Below are 15147 nucleotides of genomic sequence, written 5' to 3' on the forward strand. Positions count from 1 at the left end.
CGTGCGGCAAGGCTGGGTGGCCGCGCTAGAGTTAACAACGCGGTATGACGCACGGCTACGAGACAAGGTGACTGCGGTGAGCACGTCTCTCCGAACTTAACAACTACGCCACATCTATGCAGCGACCCATGAACGAGATGGCAGCGCTCGCCGAAACTCGAGACGCGGGCATCTAGTAGGTGAGCCAGCGCCATAAGTACCCACTTGCGCATTGATCTCAGCTTATCCAACCGGCAATTGAGCCGTTGGAGCGGTGGGAGTTGTCGGTGCCGCCAGCAGACACTTGTAGTACCCGTCATCCGATAGAAGCTGAGACGGCCTACATGTATGCTTCCAAGGGCGGCGCACATGAGACAATGGCGTGGGCGCATTGGCGTGCTGTGCGAGTAGGAGTGACAGGTACTTTAAGTCGACAGCAAAAACTTTGGCGTCAGTGCTCAATTTAGAGCGAAAACGAAGTTATGGTGGCAGGGATTTCCTATAAAGAATTCTCATCTGAATCGCCACCGCCTAAGCGCTCAATAGCGACAAAGCAAACGCACATGAGCAAACTAAGAGCTGTCAGTCTTTTTTCCAACTGCGGTGGCGGTGATGTCGGCTACCGGAACGCAGGCTTTAATTTTGAGGTGATGGCCGAGTTGGATCCCCGTCGACTCAAAGTTTGTTTGTTGAACCATCCTGGCGCCGAAGGTGTTGCTGGTGATTTACGTGAGACTTGGAAAACAGTTGTCAAGAAGTATAGCGCCCGGGGGAAAGCGCGCCCCGCGCTTCTATGCGCTTGCCCTCCTTGCCAAGGGATGAGCTCAGCACGATCTGGCAAGGGGAGCCACGATGACCCAGCTGCGGGCTCGAAAGATGAGCGCAACTTACTAGTGACAGTGGTCGCGAATGTGGCTCTGGCATTAAAGCCAGCTTTGATCGTTGTAGAAAATGTTCCCGCATTTTTTACGCGAAAGGTCCATCACCCGGTGGACAATAGGCCAGTTTCTGCAGCTAACTACCTCATCACGGCTTTGGCCGAAGACTATTGCGCATTTCCTTTAGTTGCCGACCTGTGCCACTTTGGCATTCCCCAGTCCCGCAATCGCGCATTTTTAACCTTTGTTCGCAAAGATCTGCCAGGACTTAAGGAATTGCTACGCTCAAATCGTAGTCCCTTCCCGCAGGCAACTCATAGCGCTGACATTGGAACCCGACCAATCACGCTTTCCGAAGCCCTCGAGAGCTTCGCGTTGCCGACGCTCGATGCTGCCGACGAGACTGCAGCATGTGCTAGTGAATACGAAGGCTTCCATTCCGTCCCGGTTTGGGACGAACGAATCTATGCAATGGTAGCAGCGATCCCTCGTGCTACCGGCCAGAGTGCCTGGAACAACGACATTTGCCATCACTGCGGCCCTGTTGATGTCTTCCCAGAGAGTGTCACCTGCCCACTTTGCTCATCGCCCCTTCTGCGCCCCATTATAAAAGAAAAAGACGGTAGCTATAGACTCGTCAAAGGATTCAAGAGTAGCTATCGACGAATGCACAGCGACAGGCCAGCAGCAACTGTGACCACTGCCAGTGGCCATATTGGAAGCGACTACACCATTCATCCAACTCAAAATCGATTGCTTAGTCCGCTGGAGTGTTCGTTACTCCAGACGTTTCCCAAGGACTTCAAATGGGGAGATGCAATGAAGAAGCTGGGTCACACGAATGTGCGAGAAATGATCGGCGAAGCCGTTCCGCCCGCCTTCACGAAATTACATGGCGATGTGCTTCATGGCGTCCTGATGCGGCGGTGGGAGCGTGCGCCTATGGCATTGAGTGACGAACGATGCCTGAAAGGCTGGACGAAGCTTGCCGGGGCAGCTAAGAAGGATGAACGCGAAGATCCACGTAGTTATTTCGACCATGCCACCAAACCGAACACCCGGCGATTAACGGTAAACAAGCAAGTAGAATTTTCACTAGCCGCGAAAACTGGAGCCTAACGAATTCAGTCTCCGCGAACTGGAAGGAATTCGCGCAGGCGGCTGTCGATCGCCACCCTATCCCACACCTCACACTTGCAAAAACTTTGCACATCTCTTCCTAGCTCGCGAAGCGACACTCTTCGCGTCTTGATTCCAATTCCCATCGACCTTGACCCCCCAAGCATCGGCATGTTTGATCGAATGCTTTGCACGTTTACATTATTCGTACCACGCCAAAAACATCCACAAATCAGAACAATCTTCCGGTGACATGGAAGTACGATATCTAGCGAACCAGGCAAGTCCTTACAATGCAGGCTGATTGGTAGTCCAATTCATTCAGCATACATCGAACCAACATCTCGAGCGCAATGACACAGCGAAGGACTACTTATATACAAAGACGTGTAGCCGGCGTTACGTCTGCGTATCTGATTCTAATTTGATGTTCCTCTGCCAACCTCACGCACCTCCTATTGGACCTTAGGTGCCGGCGTTCCGGGTACCGGCTTTAGTCTGTTGACAAGATCACGGAGCAATGGCTCCCGCTCACTCATCTGCGTGAGAAACTCTTGGACTGCTTGACCGCCCAGCTCACAAACCTGCTGAATTCTTGCATCATCTCCAACCGGGTCAGTTCCGACCAACAGCGCCGTAAGAAGGTCCATATGACCGCGCCTTGATCGAAGCAGAACGTCATCCCATTTTTCAAAATCTATGGCTTGTGACCGATAGCTGGAGAGATAGGGGGCGTGGCCTCCCGACACAAGCAACCCCGAAACCCTCGCGCTTTGAAAACGTGATGCAAGATACAGTACGTAAGAATGGAGCTGCTGATACTCTTCATGCTCTGCAATATCGCCTGGCCCTTTGAGTTCGACGACAAGTATTTCGCGATCCTCAGCTGTCCCGAAGAAAACGAAATCGGGTAACGTTCGATCAGCAGGGATGGGTGGAAATGGATTTCGCTTAGCAATCAGATCTGCCTCATCCTTAACAATATTGGAAAGAGACTTTCTATAAACAAAACGTTCGTACTTAGAATGAAGTATCCAAGGAAAATTTTCGATAAGCTGCTGAAGTTGGGTTTCCTGGCCTTTAAGTATATGACCATGGAGCTGAGTCAAAGCAAAAACACGTAGAGAAAATGCCACCGCCAACGACAGACTTTCTGGCACCAATTCATCGCTCAGTCTATTTACAGAAGACACGAAAGCTGACGGCTCAAATGTCGTAACCTGAGTCCAGAGCTCTTTTATTAATTTTCGAGCCGGCTCATGCACCCATGCTTTCGCAGCTGCTTCGATGAGGCGAACTTTTGCATCCTGATCCTTCCCAAGTCGTGGTGTTACATCGCTAATCAAGTCGACTAAATGAACTTTTTCGGAAGTGCGCAGTTTTATATCGGGGGTACTATTTAGAAAACCCTCGACAAGCGTAACATCTTCAATTCTAGATATCTCTTTTCTTCTTTGCTCGTAGGCGCCAATCCATGTAACAACAGACTGCGCACCCCATGCGTGAAGATTTTCGAGATCTGAATCTTCCCAATTGACACTCGTACGGTCAGTGGAAATCGTATCTTGCTGAAGCTCATCAATCCAATCCGCCTCAACCACCGCGTACATATAGCGCGAGAATATCTCCCGCCCTTTGACGCCAAAAAAGAAAGGGCGGTCTTGTGCAATCTTCCCATGAGCGTAAACCCCAACGCCGGCCTCTTCTTGCGACCAACTTGCAGTCTTAACAAAGCCGACCCAGAACTTTATCGATCTGTTTCCTACAGGCGTCGCAATGACCTGCTCCGACATTCCTTGCTCGGGTATTCGAAGCTCCCATTCAGGAAATACATCGGTTTCAGCTAAAACACCCCCATTAACATGGACTTTAAAATCTGGCCTTGCCAAGGTAACCGTAAACCGGCGCCCCAACGATTCTCGAAGTTGTATCGTGGAGATCTGCTTCCTAAGCGTTAAAGCAGTCGCGTATATTAAAGTTCCAGCCTTCGACTGCGCAATTGCCGCCTTAAATTTCTCAAGAATTCCCTGCATGGCTGGCGCGCTATCCGACAAGACGTTTCCGATAGGAATTTCGTCTGCCAAGACGGAGGGAGCGTATATTGCCGTGGTCGATGCATCCTGATTCTCAGCAGCCAGCATGGCATCATAGTCAAACCTGAGCCACATCGCGATTCCATCGCGAACTGTAATGACGTGAACGATGCGTGCAATTCCGAAAGGTGCCAGCTTGCCGATTCCTTTTCGCCCCATTGGATATCGAACTCCTGTGCCGCTAGTTGTTGGTGGAGGTCTAGGCTTCGGCTGGCCAACAACCAAGTAGTTGGTGACAAGATCTTGCTTACTCATGCCACGACCGTCGTCGTACACACTGATCGCTTCGGGCGTCCCTTGCTCAGATACGTCCAAGTCAATAAAAGCATTGGATGCCATTGCATCCCATGAATTTGACACCAACTCCGCCAGAACATTTGTCGGCTTATTCTGGTACAGCTTCAGGCCTAAGTGCTCGATGACATTGTGCGCAAACCGAAGAGTTAGCGGTTGCGCGTCGGAAGCAGGCGAATTCATGTAGTCCCTCGGTTTTTGTTGTGAGCGATCATGGCGCAGATTCGGCTATGGCGCCTCGTCCAACCTCTGCACCCGATCACATGTTACTGAATGACAACTGCTTTGAACATTGCAGAATTGCATCCTCCAACACTAGCCTCAAACCAGACCAAAGCAGCGCCCGAACGCTGCAACCACGTCCTAAATAAAGGGCGGGGGCCTTCACTGTGTGCATGCAGTTCTAGCGAGCATTGATTCGTCCGACTGTTGAAGGCGCTGCAGTCTAAGGACAGGGCCCCAGTTGGCGAACGGCACGCCGCGTCGGCAGCCGAAGCCGCCTAGCCCCACCATGCGACTAGCAAGCCTATCTCACTCCCACTCAATCGTCGCTGGCGGCTTGCTGCTCACGTCATACGTCACGCGGTTGATCCCCCGCACCTCGTTGATGATCCGCCCCGACACCTTCTTGAGCAGCGCATACGGCAGCTCGGCCCAGTCCGCGGTCATGAAGTCGCTGGTCTGCACGGCGCGCAGGGCGACCACGTAGTCATAAGTGCGGCCATCGCCCATCACGCCCACGCTCTTGACGGGCAGAAAGACGGTGAAGGCCTGGCTGGTGAGGTCGTACCAGTTCTTGCCGGTGGCTTCGTCGACATGGTTGCGCAGCTCTTCGATGAAAATCGCGTCGGCGCGGCGCAGCAGGTCGGCGTACTCTTTTTTCACCTCGCCCAGGATGCGCACGCCCAGGCCGGGGCCGGGGAAGGGGTGGCGGTAGACCATTTCGGGCGGCAGGCCCAGGGCCACGCCGAGTTCGCGCACTTCGTCCTTGAACAGGTCGCGCAGGGGCTCCAACAGTTTGAGACCCAGTTGCTCTGGCAGGCCGCCCACGTTGTGGTGGCTCTTGATGGTGACGGCCTTCTTGCTCTTGGCGCCGCCGGATTCGATGACGTCGGGGTAGATGGTGCCCTGGGCCAGGAAGGTGGCGCCCTTGTGGCCACCGTCGCCGGCCTTCAGTTTGGCGGCCTCGGCCTTGAACACGTCGACGAACAGGCCGCCGATGATCTTGCGCTTGGCTTCGGGCTCGCTCACGCCGGCCAGTTTGCCCAGGAACAGGTCGCTGGCGTCCACGCGGATGACCTTGGCCTGCAGCTTGCCGACGAACATGTCCATGACCATGTCGCCTTCGTTCAGGCGCAGCAGGCCGTGGTCGACGAAGACGCAGGTGAGCTGGTCGCCGATGGCGCGGTGGATGAGCGCTGCGGCCACGGACGAATCGACGCCGCCCGACAGGCCGAGAATCACTTCTTCATTGCCCACCTGCTGGCGGATGAGTTCGACGGCTTCGGCGATGTGGTCGCGCATGACCCAGTCGGGGCGGGTGCCGCAGATGCCGAGCACGAAGCGGTCGAGCAGCGCCCTGCCCTGCACGGTGTGCGTGACTTCGGGGTGGAACTGCAGGGCGTAGAAGCGGCGCTCTTCGTCGGCCATGCCGGCGATGGGGCAGCTGTCGGTGCTGGCCATGAGCTTGAAGCCGGGGGGCAGCTCGGTGACCTTGTCGCCGTGGCTCATCCACACGTTGAGCATGCCGTGGCCTTCGGGGGTGGTGAAGTCGGCAATGTCCTTGAGCAGCGCGGTGTGGCCGCGGGCGCGCACGGCCGCAAAGCCGAACTCGCGCTTGTGGCCCCCTTCGACCTTGCCGCCCAGTTGGTGGGCCATGGTCTGCATGCCGTAGCAGATGCCGAGCACGGGCAGGCCGAGCGTAAACACGGCTTCGGGCGCCTTGTCGGTGGTGTCTTCGTACACGCTGGCGTGGCTGCCCGACAGGATGATGCCCTTGAGCGAGCCGTCCTTGGCATAGTCACGCACCCACTCGTCCGTCACGTCGCAGGGGTGCACTTCGCAGTACACGTTGGCTTCGCGCACGCGGCGGGCGATGAGCTGGGTGACTTGCGAGCCGAAATCGAGGATGAGGATTTTCTGGTGTTGCATGGCGGTGGGTGGCGGTTGGGGTTTGTTAAAGACTGGAGAGGTCGAGAAGCGGTACGCCGCTGCGCTTGGCAGCGGCTGCCTGGGCGGCATCGAACGTGGCCAGGGGCAGGCGCAGGGAGCGCGCCAGCCACAGGTAGGCGGCGTCGAAGGTGGGCAGGCCGGTGTCGAGCGCCACGTCGAGCACGGCCTTGTGCTGGGCGGGGGCCAGTTCGTGCAGCTCCACGCGGTGGCGTATGGCTTCGAGCACGCCCCACAGGCCTTCGACCGATGCGGGCGGGATGCGGCCGCTGTGCACGCCGCTGCTGATGAGGTTGCTGCACTCCCACTGCCAGAGGTTGGGGGCCTGGGGCTCGACCTCGTCGCGGCGGATCAGGGTGTACAGGCGGCGCGTGTGCTCGCTGGCCGCGTCGGGCAGCAGCCAGGCGGCGGTGACGGAGGCGTCGAGGACGAAGGCGGTCATGCTGCTGCGGCCCTGCCCTTGCGGCGCAAGGTGTCGGGTGCGGCGGTAGTGGCGGCTTCGCCTGCGGGGCGGATGCTGGCGTGCAGGGCATCCATCTGGCCCAGCTCGCGGGCGATCTGCTCGTCGGTGATGACGGGGCGGCGGCGCACGGGCAGCAGGCGCACCACCTCTTTGCCGTGGCGGGTGATGCGCACCTCTTCACCCTGCTCGACCAGCTCGATCAGGGCGGAGAACCTGCTCTTGGCTTCGTAGATGCCGACGGACTGCATGGATGCGCGGACCCCCAAAAAGAAAAAGTCTGGCCTGAATGGTGAATTCAGACCAGACTATATCATTCTGACCAGATATTTTCAATCAGGCCAGATTAGGTGACTCACCTTCAGTCTGCGCGGTAGTTCGGCGCTTCCTTGGTGATCTGCACGTCGTGCACATGGCTTTCGCGAATGCCGGCGGTGGTGATCTCGACGAACTCGGCCTTGTTGTTCATGTCGTCGATGGTGGCGCAACCGCAGTAGCCCATGGCGGCACGCACGCCGCCGGCCATCTGGAACACGATGGAGACCATGGAGCCCTTGTAGGGCACGCGGCCTTCGATGCCTTCGGGCACGAGCTTGTCGGCGTTGGGGTTGCCGGTGGTCGACTCCTGGAAGTAGCGGTCGGCGCTGCCCTGCTGCATGGCGCCGATGCTGCCCATGCCGCGGTAGCTCTTGTAGCTGCGGCCCTGGTACAGGATGACTTCGCCGGGTGCCTCTTCGGTGCCCGCGAACATGCCGCCCATCATGATGGTGCTGGCGCCCGCGGCGAGGGCCTTGGCGATGTCGCCGCTGTAGCGCACGCCGCCGTCCGCGATCAGCGGCACGCCGGTGCCCCGCAGCGCCGTGGCCACGTTGTCGATGGCCATGATCTGGGGCACGCCCACACCGGCGACGATGCGCGTGGTGCAGATGGAGCCCGGGCCGATGCCGACCTTGACGGCGTCGGCACCGGCCTCGACCAGGGCCAGTGCAGCGGCGCCGGTGGCGATGTTGCCGCCGATGACATCGACCTGCGGGTAGTTTTGCTTGACCCAGCGCACGCGCTCGATCACGCCGCGGCTGTGGCCGTGGGCGGTGTCGACCACGATGGCATCGACACCGGCACGCACCAGCGCTTCGACGCGCTCTTCGGTGCCCTCGCCCACACCCACGGCCGCGCCCACGCGCAGGCGGCCGGCGCTGTCGCGCGCGGCGTTGGGGAAGCTGGTCTGCTTGGTGATGTCCTTGACGGTGATCACGCCCTTGAGCTCGAAGTCGTCGTTGACGACCAGGATGCGCTCGAGCTTGTGCTTGTTGAGCAGCGCCTTGGCTTCGGCAGGCGAGGTGCCCTCTTTCTCATTGACGGTGACCAGCTTTTCACGCGGGGTCATGATCTGGTGGACCTTGACGTCGTAGCGCGTTTCAAAGCGCAGGTCGCGGCCGGTGACGATGCCCACCACCTTGCCGCCGTCGCACACCGGAAAGCCGGAGATACCGAGCTGTTCGGACAGCTGCAGCACTTGCAGCACGGTGTGCTCGGGGGTGATGACCACGGGGTCGCGCAGCACGCCGGATTCGTAGCGCTTGACCTTGGCCACCTGGGCGGCCTGCTCCTGCGGCGTGAGGTTCTTGTGCACGATGCCGATGCCGCCCTCCTGGGCAATGGCAATGGCCAGGCGCGCCTCGGTCACGGTGTCCATGGCGGCGGACACGAGAGGCAGGTTCAGCTGGATGTTACGGGAGAGTTTCGTCGCGAGGGACGTGTCCTTGGGCAGGACCTGGGAGTACGCTGGCACCAGCAACACATCGTCGAAGGTGAGCGCTTTTCCAAGAAGGCGCATGAGAAAGCTCCAAAAGACGGATTGTACCCGCGTGGCGAAGAACCTGTTGGGTACCGTGCGGCGCTGCAGCATGCCCACCCGTCCGAGCGCACTGGCGGCAGACTTGTTGCACGGCTAAACTTGTCCGCATGAAATTGCACAAGATTGTTTTGCTGGCCGTCGCCTGTACCTGGGCGATGGGTGCTGCCGCCCAATGGCAGTGGATCGACAAGGACGGCCGCAAGGTCTTCAGCGACCGGCCGCCACCGCAGGACATTCCGGAAAAGAACATGCTCAAGCAGCCGGGCTTTGGGGGCCCGCGGGTGACCACGCCGGCTGCCGCCGCACCTGCTGCCGCAGCCGCCCCGGCAACGGCCGCGGCCTCTGGCGCGGCAGCGGCCCCTGCGGCAGCGGCCAGTGCCCCCGCCGCCAGCGGCAAGGACAAGGAGTTGGAGAAGCGCAAGGCCGAAGCCGAGGCCGCCGAAGCCGCCAAGAAGAAGGCCGAAGACGACAAGATTGCCAAGGGCAAGGCCGAGAACTGCACCCGCGCGCGCGAAGCCAAGGCGCTGATGGATTCGGGCACGCCGCTGCGGCAGACCACGGCCCAGGGGGAGCGCGTGTTCCTCGACGAGGCACAGCGCGCGGCCGAGACCAAGCGCATCAACGCGGTGATTGCCGCCGACTGCAAGCGCTGAGCTGGGCAAAAGGCCTATTCGTTGCAGAAAAACGGCGCCTGGGGCGCCGTTTTTGTTTCATTTAGTATCCTGATTTGCCACCCGGCCGCTGCCGGGCAAAAAGGCCGGTGGCGCGGGCTCCCTGGCGCGCAAAGCGCTCGCGGCGCGCCACCTTGGGGTCCACCAGCAGGTCCCGGTACAGCTCCACCCGATCCTGGTCCGTGAGCACGGTGGTCTCGGGCAGAACGCGGCCCCAGATGCCGCACACCATGCCCTCGCGCCGGGCGGCCATGGGCCCGGCGGCCTGCAGGGCATCGGCCAGGGTGCTGCCTGGGGGCAGTTGCAGCGTGCATTCGCTTACCTGGCGCGGCGCGAGCGAGACCACCACCGTGATCTGCAGTGCCGCCGGCGCGGCAGCAGCTGCGCCCTCAGCCATACACCTGCTCCGCGCGCTTCACGAAGGCATCGACCATGCTGCCCGCGATGCGGTCGAACACAGGGCCCACCAGCGCGGCCAGGGCGGCGTTGTCAAAACCGTAGTTCAGGCCCAGCTCGACCTTGCAGGCGCGCTGGCTGCCGTCGCCCACGGGGTGGAAGTGCCAGTCGCCGTCAAGCTGCGAGAACGGGCCCTTGACCAGGCGCATCTGCACGCGCCGCCCGGCCTCGTGCGTGTTGCGCGTGACGAAGGTCTTGTGGATGCCGCCAAAGGCAATGCCCACCTCGGCCGTCATGCCCTCGTCCGACTGCTCCAGCACGGTGGCACTGTCGCACCAGGGCAGGAACTCGGGGTACTTTGCGACCTCCGTGACCAGGGCGAACATTTCTTCGGGGCTGTACCAGATGAGGACGGACTTGTTGACGGTTTTCATGCAGGAGAAGGGCTTGGGCCGGGATCTTCGCCGGATGCGGTGGCATGGGGCCAAAGAAGATCGGGGACACACCCTAAAATGACAGGTGCGAGACACAAGCATTGTAGGGAGGCCTTTTATCTCCTCGTTTGCGCCTCAATTAATAACTCATGGCCAAGAAACCCGATCCAACCGCCCGCATTGCCGATAACAAGAAGGCGGCCTACAACTATTTCTTCGAAGAACGCCACGAGGCAGGCATGGTCCTGTACGGCTGGGAAGTGAAGGCGCTGCGCGAGGGCAAGGTGCAGCTGACCGATGGCTACGTGATCATCCGCGACGGCGAACTGTTCTTGCTGGGTTGCCAGATCAACCCGCTCAAGACCGCTTCGACCCACGTCAACCCCGATGCCATCCGCACCAAGAAGCTGCTGCTCAAGAAGGATGACATCAAGCACCTGATCATCAAGGTGGAGCAAAAGGGCTACACGCTGGTGCCGCTGAACCTGCACTGGAAGAACGGCTACGTGAAGTGCGAGGTTGCCCTGGCCAAGGGCAAGGCCGAGCACGACAAGCGCGACACCATCAAGGACCGCGAAGGCAAGCGCGAGGTGGAACGCGCGATGAAAAGTCGCAACCGCTGACGCCCGGCGGGCAGGCTCAACTTTTTTCATGCACGGTGGAATAAACCACTGGGCCCCGGTGTTTGTGGAGGTGCAAGGCGGCATGTGTCGTCGCCTGCAAACCCTCTTCTTCCACCTGGAGAAACCATGAAAAAGATTCTGTCCATCGCTGCGTTCCTGGCCATTGCCGGCTGCTCCTCCATGGCCGCCGACGGCCCCGTGAAAACCATGGACGGCGTGCTGGTGGGCGCCGGCGGCATGACGCTGTACACCTTCGACCGCGACACTGCCGGCAGCGGCAAGTCGGTGTGCAATGGCCCGTGCGCCACCAACTGGCCGCCGCTGATGGGCGACAAGGCCCCCGGCAGCGACTACAGCGTGGTCACCCGCGACGACGGCAAGATGCAACTGGCCTACAAGGGCAAGCCGCTGTACTACTGGGTCAAGGACACCAAGCCCGGTGACAAGACGGGGGATGGCGTGAACCAGGTGTGGCGCACGGCTCGCCCCTGATCGATCCCCCTCCCCTTGGCATGAACCGCACCCAGGTCGTCGAGCAGTTGCCCGCACTGCGCCGCTATGCGCGCGTGCTGACGGGCGATGCCTGGGCGGCCGACGACCTGGTGCAGGACACGCTGGAGCGGGCCTGCAGCAAGTGGCTGCTGTGGCGCACCGGCAGCGACCTGCGTGCCTGGCTGTTCACGCTGATGCACAACCTGTACCTCAACCAGTTGCGCACGCAGCCAGCGCTGCCGCACCTGGACCTGGACGAGCTGCACGAGACCCTGCAGGGCAGCGCCGGCATGGGCGACGATGCGCTGGACCTGGAGCGCTGCCTGCAGCGCCTGCCGCCCGAGCAGCGCGCCGTGCTGCTGCTGGTGACGCTGGAGGACATGGACTATGGCGATACGGCGCGCATCCTGGGCATCCCGGTGGGCACGGTGATGTCGCGCCTGTCGCGTGCGCGCAGCCGCCTGCGCCTGCTGATGGAGCGCGCCCCCCTGCCCTCGGTCGCATCGGCACCGGTCCCAGAACAGACCGCCCCCGAGCAAGCAATCACCGGCCAGCCACCCCACCTGCGCCGCCTCAAATGAACAGCCCTGTTGAGGAACGCCAGCCCGCCATGGACAAGCACCACCACCCTCCCCCACCCGCCGACGACGAAGCCGCCTGGCACGCGCTGGCGGACGGCCGCCTGTCGCCAGCCGATGCGGCTGCGCTGCGCCGCCGACTCGAAGGCCAGGCGGGCGCCGAAGAGACCCTGGCGCACTGGCAGCAGCAGCGCCAGCAACTGCGCGCCCTGCACCAGGGTGTGCTGGACGAGCCCGTGCCCGAAGCCTTGCTGGCGGCCGCACTGCGCACCTCGGAGCGCAAGGAACGACAAGGCCAGTGGTGGCGCTGGGGGGGCATGGCGGCGTCGGTGCTGCTGGCATTCGCACTGGGCTGGACCGGGCGCAGCCTGTGGCCTGCCACGGGCCGCACCGACAGCCCGGCGCTGGTGCTGGCCGCCACCGGGCAGCGCTTTGCCCAGCAGGCTGCCGTGGCGCATGCCGTGTACCAGCCCGAGGTGCGCCACCCCGTCGAAGTGCCTGCCGCACAGCAGGAGCACCTGGTGCAATGGCTCTCCAAGCGCTTGGGCCGCCCGCTCAAGCTGCCCATGCTGGCCGGTGAAGGCTATGAGCTCGTGGGCGGCCGGCTGCTGCCCGGCGATGCGGGTGCGCGCGCGCAGTTCATGTACCAGAACGCCAGGGGCGAGCGCATCACTCTGTACCTGGGTGCCGTCGCCGTGGGCAAACCCGGTGCGGCAACGGCCGCACCGAAGAAGCCCGATGCCGGAGAAACCGCCTTCCAGTTCACCAGCGATGGCCCGGTCCCGGGCTTTTACTGGGTGGACCAGGGCTTTGGCTATGCGCTCAGCGGCCAGCTCACGCGCGAGCAACTGCTGGCGCTGGCGTCAGCGGTGTACCGGCAGTTGTGAGCTGGCCGCGCCCTCAGGCCAGCGCGGCCAGGGGGTGCGAATGTGCCGGCCAGGGGCTGGCGAAGAACGGTGCCACCATCTCGGGCGTGACGTCTTCGATGCGTGCGGGATTCCACCTGGGCGCATGGTCCTTGTCCACGGCCAGGGCGCGGATGCCCTCCACCGTTTCGCTCTGGCCGGGGCGCAGGTAAAAGCAGTGGCGCACCATGTCGCGCTCCATGCGCAGGTCGTCGGCCAGGCCCATGCCGCGCGCGCGGCGGATCTGTTCGAGCACCACGTGCAGCATCAGCGGCGAGCGCTTGCGCAGCGTGGCGGCGGTGGCGCGCGCCCAGTCGGTATCGGCGGCTTCGAGCGCACGCACGATCTCGCCCACGGAGGGCAGTGAAAAATAGGCCTCGGCCTGTGCCAGGTCAGCCGGCACGGCTTGGTGGGCCTGCCCCTTGGGCAGCAGGCGGGCCACGACGAAGGCCTTGACGGCCTCGGCATCGGCAAACTGCTGCGTGCCCAGCGCCTCCCACACGGGGGCCTGCTGGTCTACGGGGATGCAGCCATCGGCCAGGTTGCAGGCCACGGCCGCGTCGGCGCCGATGGTGTCGCCCGTGAGCGCCAGCCACTCGCCCGCGCTGCCAGGGCAGCGGGCCAGGAAGTAGCCGCCACCCACATCGGGGAACAGGCCGATGGCTGTCTCGGGCATGGCCATCTTCGTGCGCTCGGTCACCACGCGCAGGGCCGCGCCCTGGCTGATGCCCATGCCGCCGCCCATGACGATGCCGTCCATGAAGGCGATGTAGGGCTTGGCGTAGTTGTGGATCAGGTGGTTGAGCGCGTATTCCTCGGTGAAGAAGTCCTCGAGCTGCGGGTTGCCCTGGCTGCCGGCCTGGTGCAGAAAGCGGATGTCACCACCGGCGCAGAAGGCGCCGAACGGGCCTTCCTTGTTACTGCCGCGGATGGCCACGGCCAGCACCGCATCATCGTGCTGCCAGGCCAGCAGGATGGCCATGAGGTCGCGCACCATGCCCAGCGACAGCGCGTTGAGCGCGCGCGGGCGGTTCAGCGTGATGAAGCCCACCTGGCCGCGCACTTCGCTCAGCACTTCGGCAGGGGCAGCCGTATTCGTTGCAGTCATAGTCGTCTCCGTCATTGTTGTTCCTTGAAAGCCAGTAATTCGTTGAAAACCAGCGCGCCGATCACCAGCGCGCCACCCGTCAGCACGGCGGCGGCGGGCTCTTCGCCCGCGCCCAGCCATGCCAGCAAAATACCAAAGATCACTTCGAGCAGGCTCAGCAGAGCCAGTTCGGGGGCCTTGAGCACCTGCCCGCAGCGCACTGCCAGCACGCAGGGGATGCCCAATTGCACCACGCCCAGCAGGGCCAGCAGCCAAAGGTCATGCGCCGAGGCCTGGAACGGCAGCGCCAGGGGCAGCGTGGTCACCACCGAGATGACCGCCCCCACCAGCACGGCGGGCGCCAGGTCCACCGCATGGCCGTGGCGCTGCGCGTGCTGCACCACCGTCCAGTTGATGGCAGCGGCGACGGGCACGCACAAGGCCACCAGCGTGCCCACCACGGGCAGCCCGGCCATTTGCGAGCCGTACATCCAGGCGATACCCAAGCCTGCCACACCGATGGCAGCCCAGGTGCGCGGGGCGATGCGGTGGCCGATGAACAAGCGCGCGAACAGCGCGGTGAGCAGGGGCCCTGCCGCCATGGTGACCAGCACGTTGGCCACCGGCATGAGCAGAATGGCCACCATGAAGGCGGTGAACATCACACTCCAGCACAGGCCCGAGATCCACAGCGCCCGACCGCTCTGGCGCATGGAGGCGAACACAGCGCGCCCCTGCAGCACCGGCAGTATGACCAGAAGCGCAGCCAGCGTGAACAGGCTGCGCCAGAAGGTCACCTCGAAGCTGCGCGCCTGCTCCAGGTGGCGCGTGACCACGCCAGCGATGGACCACATCAGGGTCACGGCCACCATCAGGGCCACGGCCTTTGAGTGGGTGAGCTTCACCGGGTTACCGCCATCGCCTGCATCCTCGTCCATAACCAGCCCCATGCAACCCGCCAGCCTCGGCGACTGGACGCAGCGACAGCGCCGAAAGAGTTCTTTTAACCGCTCTTGACGACAAAAGGGCCACAGCACGGTGACTGTGGCCCTTTGGCAAGCCTTTCAGCCTGGTGTCGTCATTCCCCTCTCCAGCAAGGAGAGGGAACGCC

Annotated in this window: 15 protein-coding genes; 6 read left to right on the plus strand and 9 right to left on the minus strand. The window is 61.9% G+C overall.

What is annotated here, in order from left to right:
• The first annotated feature begins 542 nt into the window (after positions 1-542).
• Positions 543-1976 carry a DNA cytosine methyltransferase gene (locus AC0IZS_RS29535; protein WP_471638933.1) on the plus strand — a complete coding sequence of 478 codons (1434 nt, stop codon included), beginning with the start codon at positions 543-545 and terminating at the stop codon, positions 1974-1976.
• A 455-nt stretch (positions 1977-2431) separates the two neighbouring features.
• Here AC0IZS_RS29535 and AC0IZS_RS29540 read toward each other — a convergent pair whose 3' ends face one another.
• From AC0IZS_RS29540 to guaB, 5 genes are all read right to left on the minus strand, one after another.
• Complete coding sequence (locus AC0IZS_RS29540; RefSeq protein WP_471638934.1) at positions 2432-4546, minus strand: ATP-binding protein; 2115 nt, start codon at positions 4544-4546, stop codon at positions 2432-2434.
• 348 nt (positions 4547-4894) lie between these two features.
• The gene (gene guaA, locus AC0IZS_RS29545; RefSeq protein WP_471638935.1) at positions 4895-6514 is read right to left on the minus strand and encodes a glutamine-hydrolyzing GMP synthase; all 1620 of its coding nucleotides are present in this window, start codon (positions 6512-6514) and stop codon (positions 4895-4897) included.
• 25 nt (positions 6515-6539) lie between these two features.
• Positions 6540-6974 (minus strand): type II toxin-antitoxin system VapC family toxin, encoded by a 435-nt coding sequence (locus AC0IZS_RS29550; protein WP_179680916.1) that lies wholly within the window; start codon positions 6972-6974, stop codon positions 6540-6542.
• Positions 6971-7243: a type II toxin-antitoxin system Phd/YefM family antitoxin gene (locus tag AC0IZS_RS29555; RefSeq protein ID WP_057203704.1), complete on the minus strand. Its 273-nt coding sequence runs from the start codon at positions 7241-7243 to the stop codon at positions 6971-6973. The genes AC0IZS_RS29550 and AC0IZS_RS29555 overlap by 4 nt, the downstream gene beginning before the upstream one ends.
• Positions 7244-7353: 110 nt before the next feature.
• Positions 7354-8829, minus strand: a complete 1476-nt coding sequence (gene guaB, locus AC0IZS_RS29560) for an IMP dehydrogenase (protein WP_471638936.1) — start codon at positions 8827-8829, stop codon at positions 7354-7356.
• A gap of 128 nt (positions 8830-8957) precedes the next feature.
• On the opposite strand from guaB, the gene AC0IZS_RS29565 reads away from it, so the two are divergent.
• On the plus strand, positions 8958-9503 hold the full coding sequence (locus tag AC0IZS_RS29565) for a DUF4124 domain-containing protein (protein WP_471638937.1): 546 nt from the start codon (positions 8958-8960) through the stop codon (positions 9501-9503).
• Positions 9504-9564: 61 nt separating this feature from the next.
• Here AC0IZS_RS29565 and AC0IZS_RS29570 read toward each other — a convergent pair whose 3' ends face one another.
• Together AC0IZS_RS29570 and AC0IZS_RS29575 are read right to left on the minus strand one after the other, a co-directional pair.
• Positions 9565-9918, minus strand: coding sequence for an RnfH family protein (locus AC0IZS_RS29570; protein ID WP_471638938.1), 354 nt, complete (start codon positions 9916-9918; stop codon positions 9565-9567).
• Positions 9911-10351 (minus strand): type II toxin-antitoxin system RatA family toxin, encoded by a 441-nt coding sequence (locus tag AC0IZS_RS29575; RefSeq protein WP_471638939.1) that lies wholly within the window; start codon positions 10349-10351, stop codon positions 9911-9913. Before AC0IZS_RS29575 ends, AC0IZS_RS29570 begins: the two co-directional genes overlap by 8 nt.
• Positions 10352-10500: 149 nt before the next feature.
• Here AC0IZS_RS29575 and smpB point away from each other — a divergent pair, with 149 nt between their 5' ends.
• The 4 genes from smpB to AC0IZS_RS29595 all read left to right on the plus strand — a co-directional run bounded on the left by smpB (position 10501) and on the right by AC0IZS_RS29595 (position 12931).
• A complete protein-coding gene (gene smpB / locus AC0IZS_RS29580; RefSeq protein ID WP_007856984.1) occupies positions 10501-10974 on the plus strand; it encodes an SsrA-binding protein SmpB in 474 nt (157 codons plus the stop codon).
• 126 nt (positions 10975-11100) lie between these two features.
• Entirely contained in the window at positions 11101-11466 is a 366-nt protein-coding gene (locus AC0IZS_RS29585) for a COG4315 family predicted lipoprotein (RefSeq protein ID WP_471638940.1), read from the plus strand.
• Between the two features lie 20 nt (positions 11467-11486).
• A complete protein-coding gene (locus AC0IZS_RS29590) occupies positions 11487-12047 on the plus strand; it encodes an RNA polymerase sigma factor (RefSeq protein WP_471638941.1) in 561 nt (186 codons plus the stop codon).
• Positions 12044-12931 (plus strand): anti-sigma factor family protein, encoded by an 888-nt coding sequence (locus AC0IZS_RS29595; RefSeq protein WP_471638942.1) that lies wholly within the window; start codon positions 12044-12046, stop codon positions 12929-12931. The genes AC0IZS_RS29590 and AC0IZS_RS29595 overlap by 4 nt, the downstream gene beginning before the upstream one ends.
• A gap of 13 nt (positions 12932-12944) precedes the next feature.
• Here AC0IZS_RS29595 and AC0IZS_RS29600 read toward each other — a convergent pair whose 3' ends face one another.
• Both AC0IZS_RS29600 and AC0IZS_RS29605 read right to left on the minus strand, forming a co-directional pair.
• Positions 12945-14057, minus strand: coding sequence for an enoyl-CoA hydratase/isomerase family protein (locus AC0IZS_RS29600; RefSeq protein WP_471638943.1), 1113 nt, complete (start codon positions 14055-14057; stop codon positions 12945-12947).
• An 11-nt stretch (positions 14058-14068) separates the two neighbouring features.
• Entirely contained in the window at positions 14069-14974 is a 906-nt protein-coding gene (locus tag AC0IZS_RS29605) for a DMT family transporter (RefSeq protein WP_471638944.1), read from the minus strand.
• Positions 14975-15147: the final 173 nt, after the last annotated feature.

It is taken from the genome of Acidovorax sp. AC410 (genome assembly GCF_979253235.1).

Excerpts from the sequence above, each read along its gene's own strand:
- AC0IZS_RS29570 (WP_471638938.1), bottom strand. The coding sequence starts at position 9,918 with ATGGCTGAGGGCGCAGCTGCTGCCGCGCCGGCGGCACTGCAGATCACG.
- AC0IZS_RS29600 (WP_471638943.1), bottom strand. The coding sequence starts at position 14,057 with ATGACTGCAACGAATACGGCTGCCCCTGCCGAAGTGCTGAGCGAAGTG.
- AC0IZS_RS29595 (WP_471638942.1), top strand. The coding sequence starts at position 12,044 with ATGAACAGCCCTGTTGAGGAACGCCAGCCCGCCATGGACAAGCACCAC.
- AC0IZS_RS29575 (WP_471638939.1), bottom strand. The coding sequence starts at position 10,351 with ATGAAAACCGTCAACAAGTCCGTCCTCATCTGGTACAGCCCCGAAGAA.
- AC0IZS_RS29590 (WP_471638941.1), top strand. The coding sequence starts at position 11,487 with ATGAACCGCACCCAGGTCGTCGAGCAGTTGCCCGCACTGCGCCGCTAT.
- AC0IZS_RS29535 (WP_471638933.1), top strand. The coding sequence starts at position 543 with ATGAGCAAACTAAGAGCTGTCAGTCTTTTTTCCAACTGCGGTGGCGGT.
- guaA (WP_471638935.1), bottom strand. The coding sequence starts at position 6,514 with ATGCAACACCAGAAAATCCTCATCCTCGATTTCGGCTCGCAAGTCACC.
- AC0IZS_RS29555 (WP_057203704.1), bottom strand. The coding sequence starts at position 7,243 with ATGCAGTCCGTCGGCATCTACGAAGCCAAGAGCAGGTTCTCCGCCCTG.
- AC0IZS_RS29605 (WP_471638944.1), bottom strand. The coding sequence starts at position 14,974 with ATGGACGAGGATGCAGGCGATGGCGGTAACCCGGTGAAGCTCACCCAC.
- smpB (WP_007856984.1), top strand. The coding sequence starts at position 10,501 with ATGGCCAAGAAACCCGATCCAACCGCCCGCATTGCCGATAACAAGAAG.
- AC0IZS_RS29565 (WP_471638937.1), top strand. The coding sequence starts at position 8,958 with ATGAAATTGCACAAGATTGTTTTGCTGGCCGTCGCCTGTACCTGGGCG.
- AC0IZS_RS29550 (WP_179680916.1), bottom strand. The coding sequence starts at position 6,974 with ATGACCGCCTTCGTCCTCGACGCCTCCGTCACCGCCGCCTGGCTGCTG.
- AC0IZS_RS29585 (WP_471638940.1), top strand. The coding sequence starts at position 11,101 with ATGAAAAAGATTCTGTCCATCGCTGCGTTCCTGGCCATTGCCGGCTGC.
- AC0IZS_RS29540 (WP_471638934.1), bottom strand. The coding sequence starts at position 4,546 with ATGAATTCGCCTGCTTCCGACGCGCAACCGCTAACTCTTCGGTTTGCG.
- guaB (WP_471638936.1), bottom strand. The coding sequence starts at position 8,829 with ATGCGCCTTCTTGGAAAAGCGCTCACCTTCGACGATGTGTTGCTGGTG.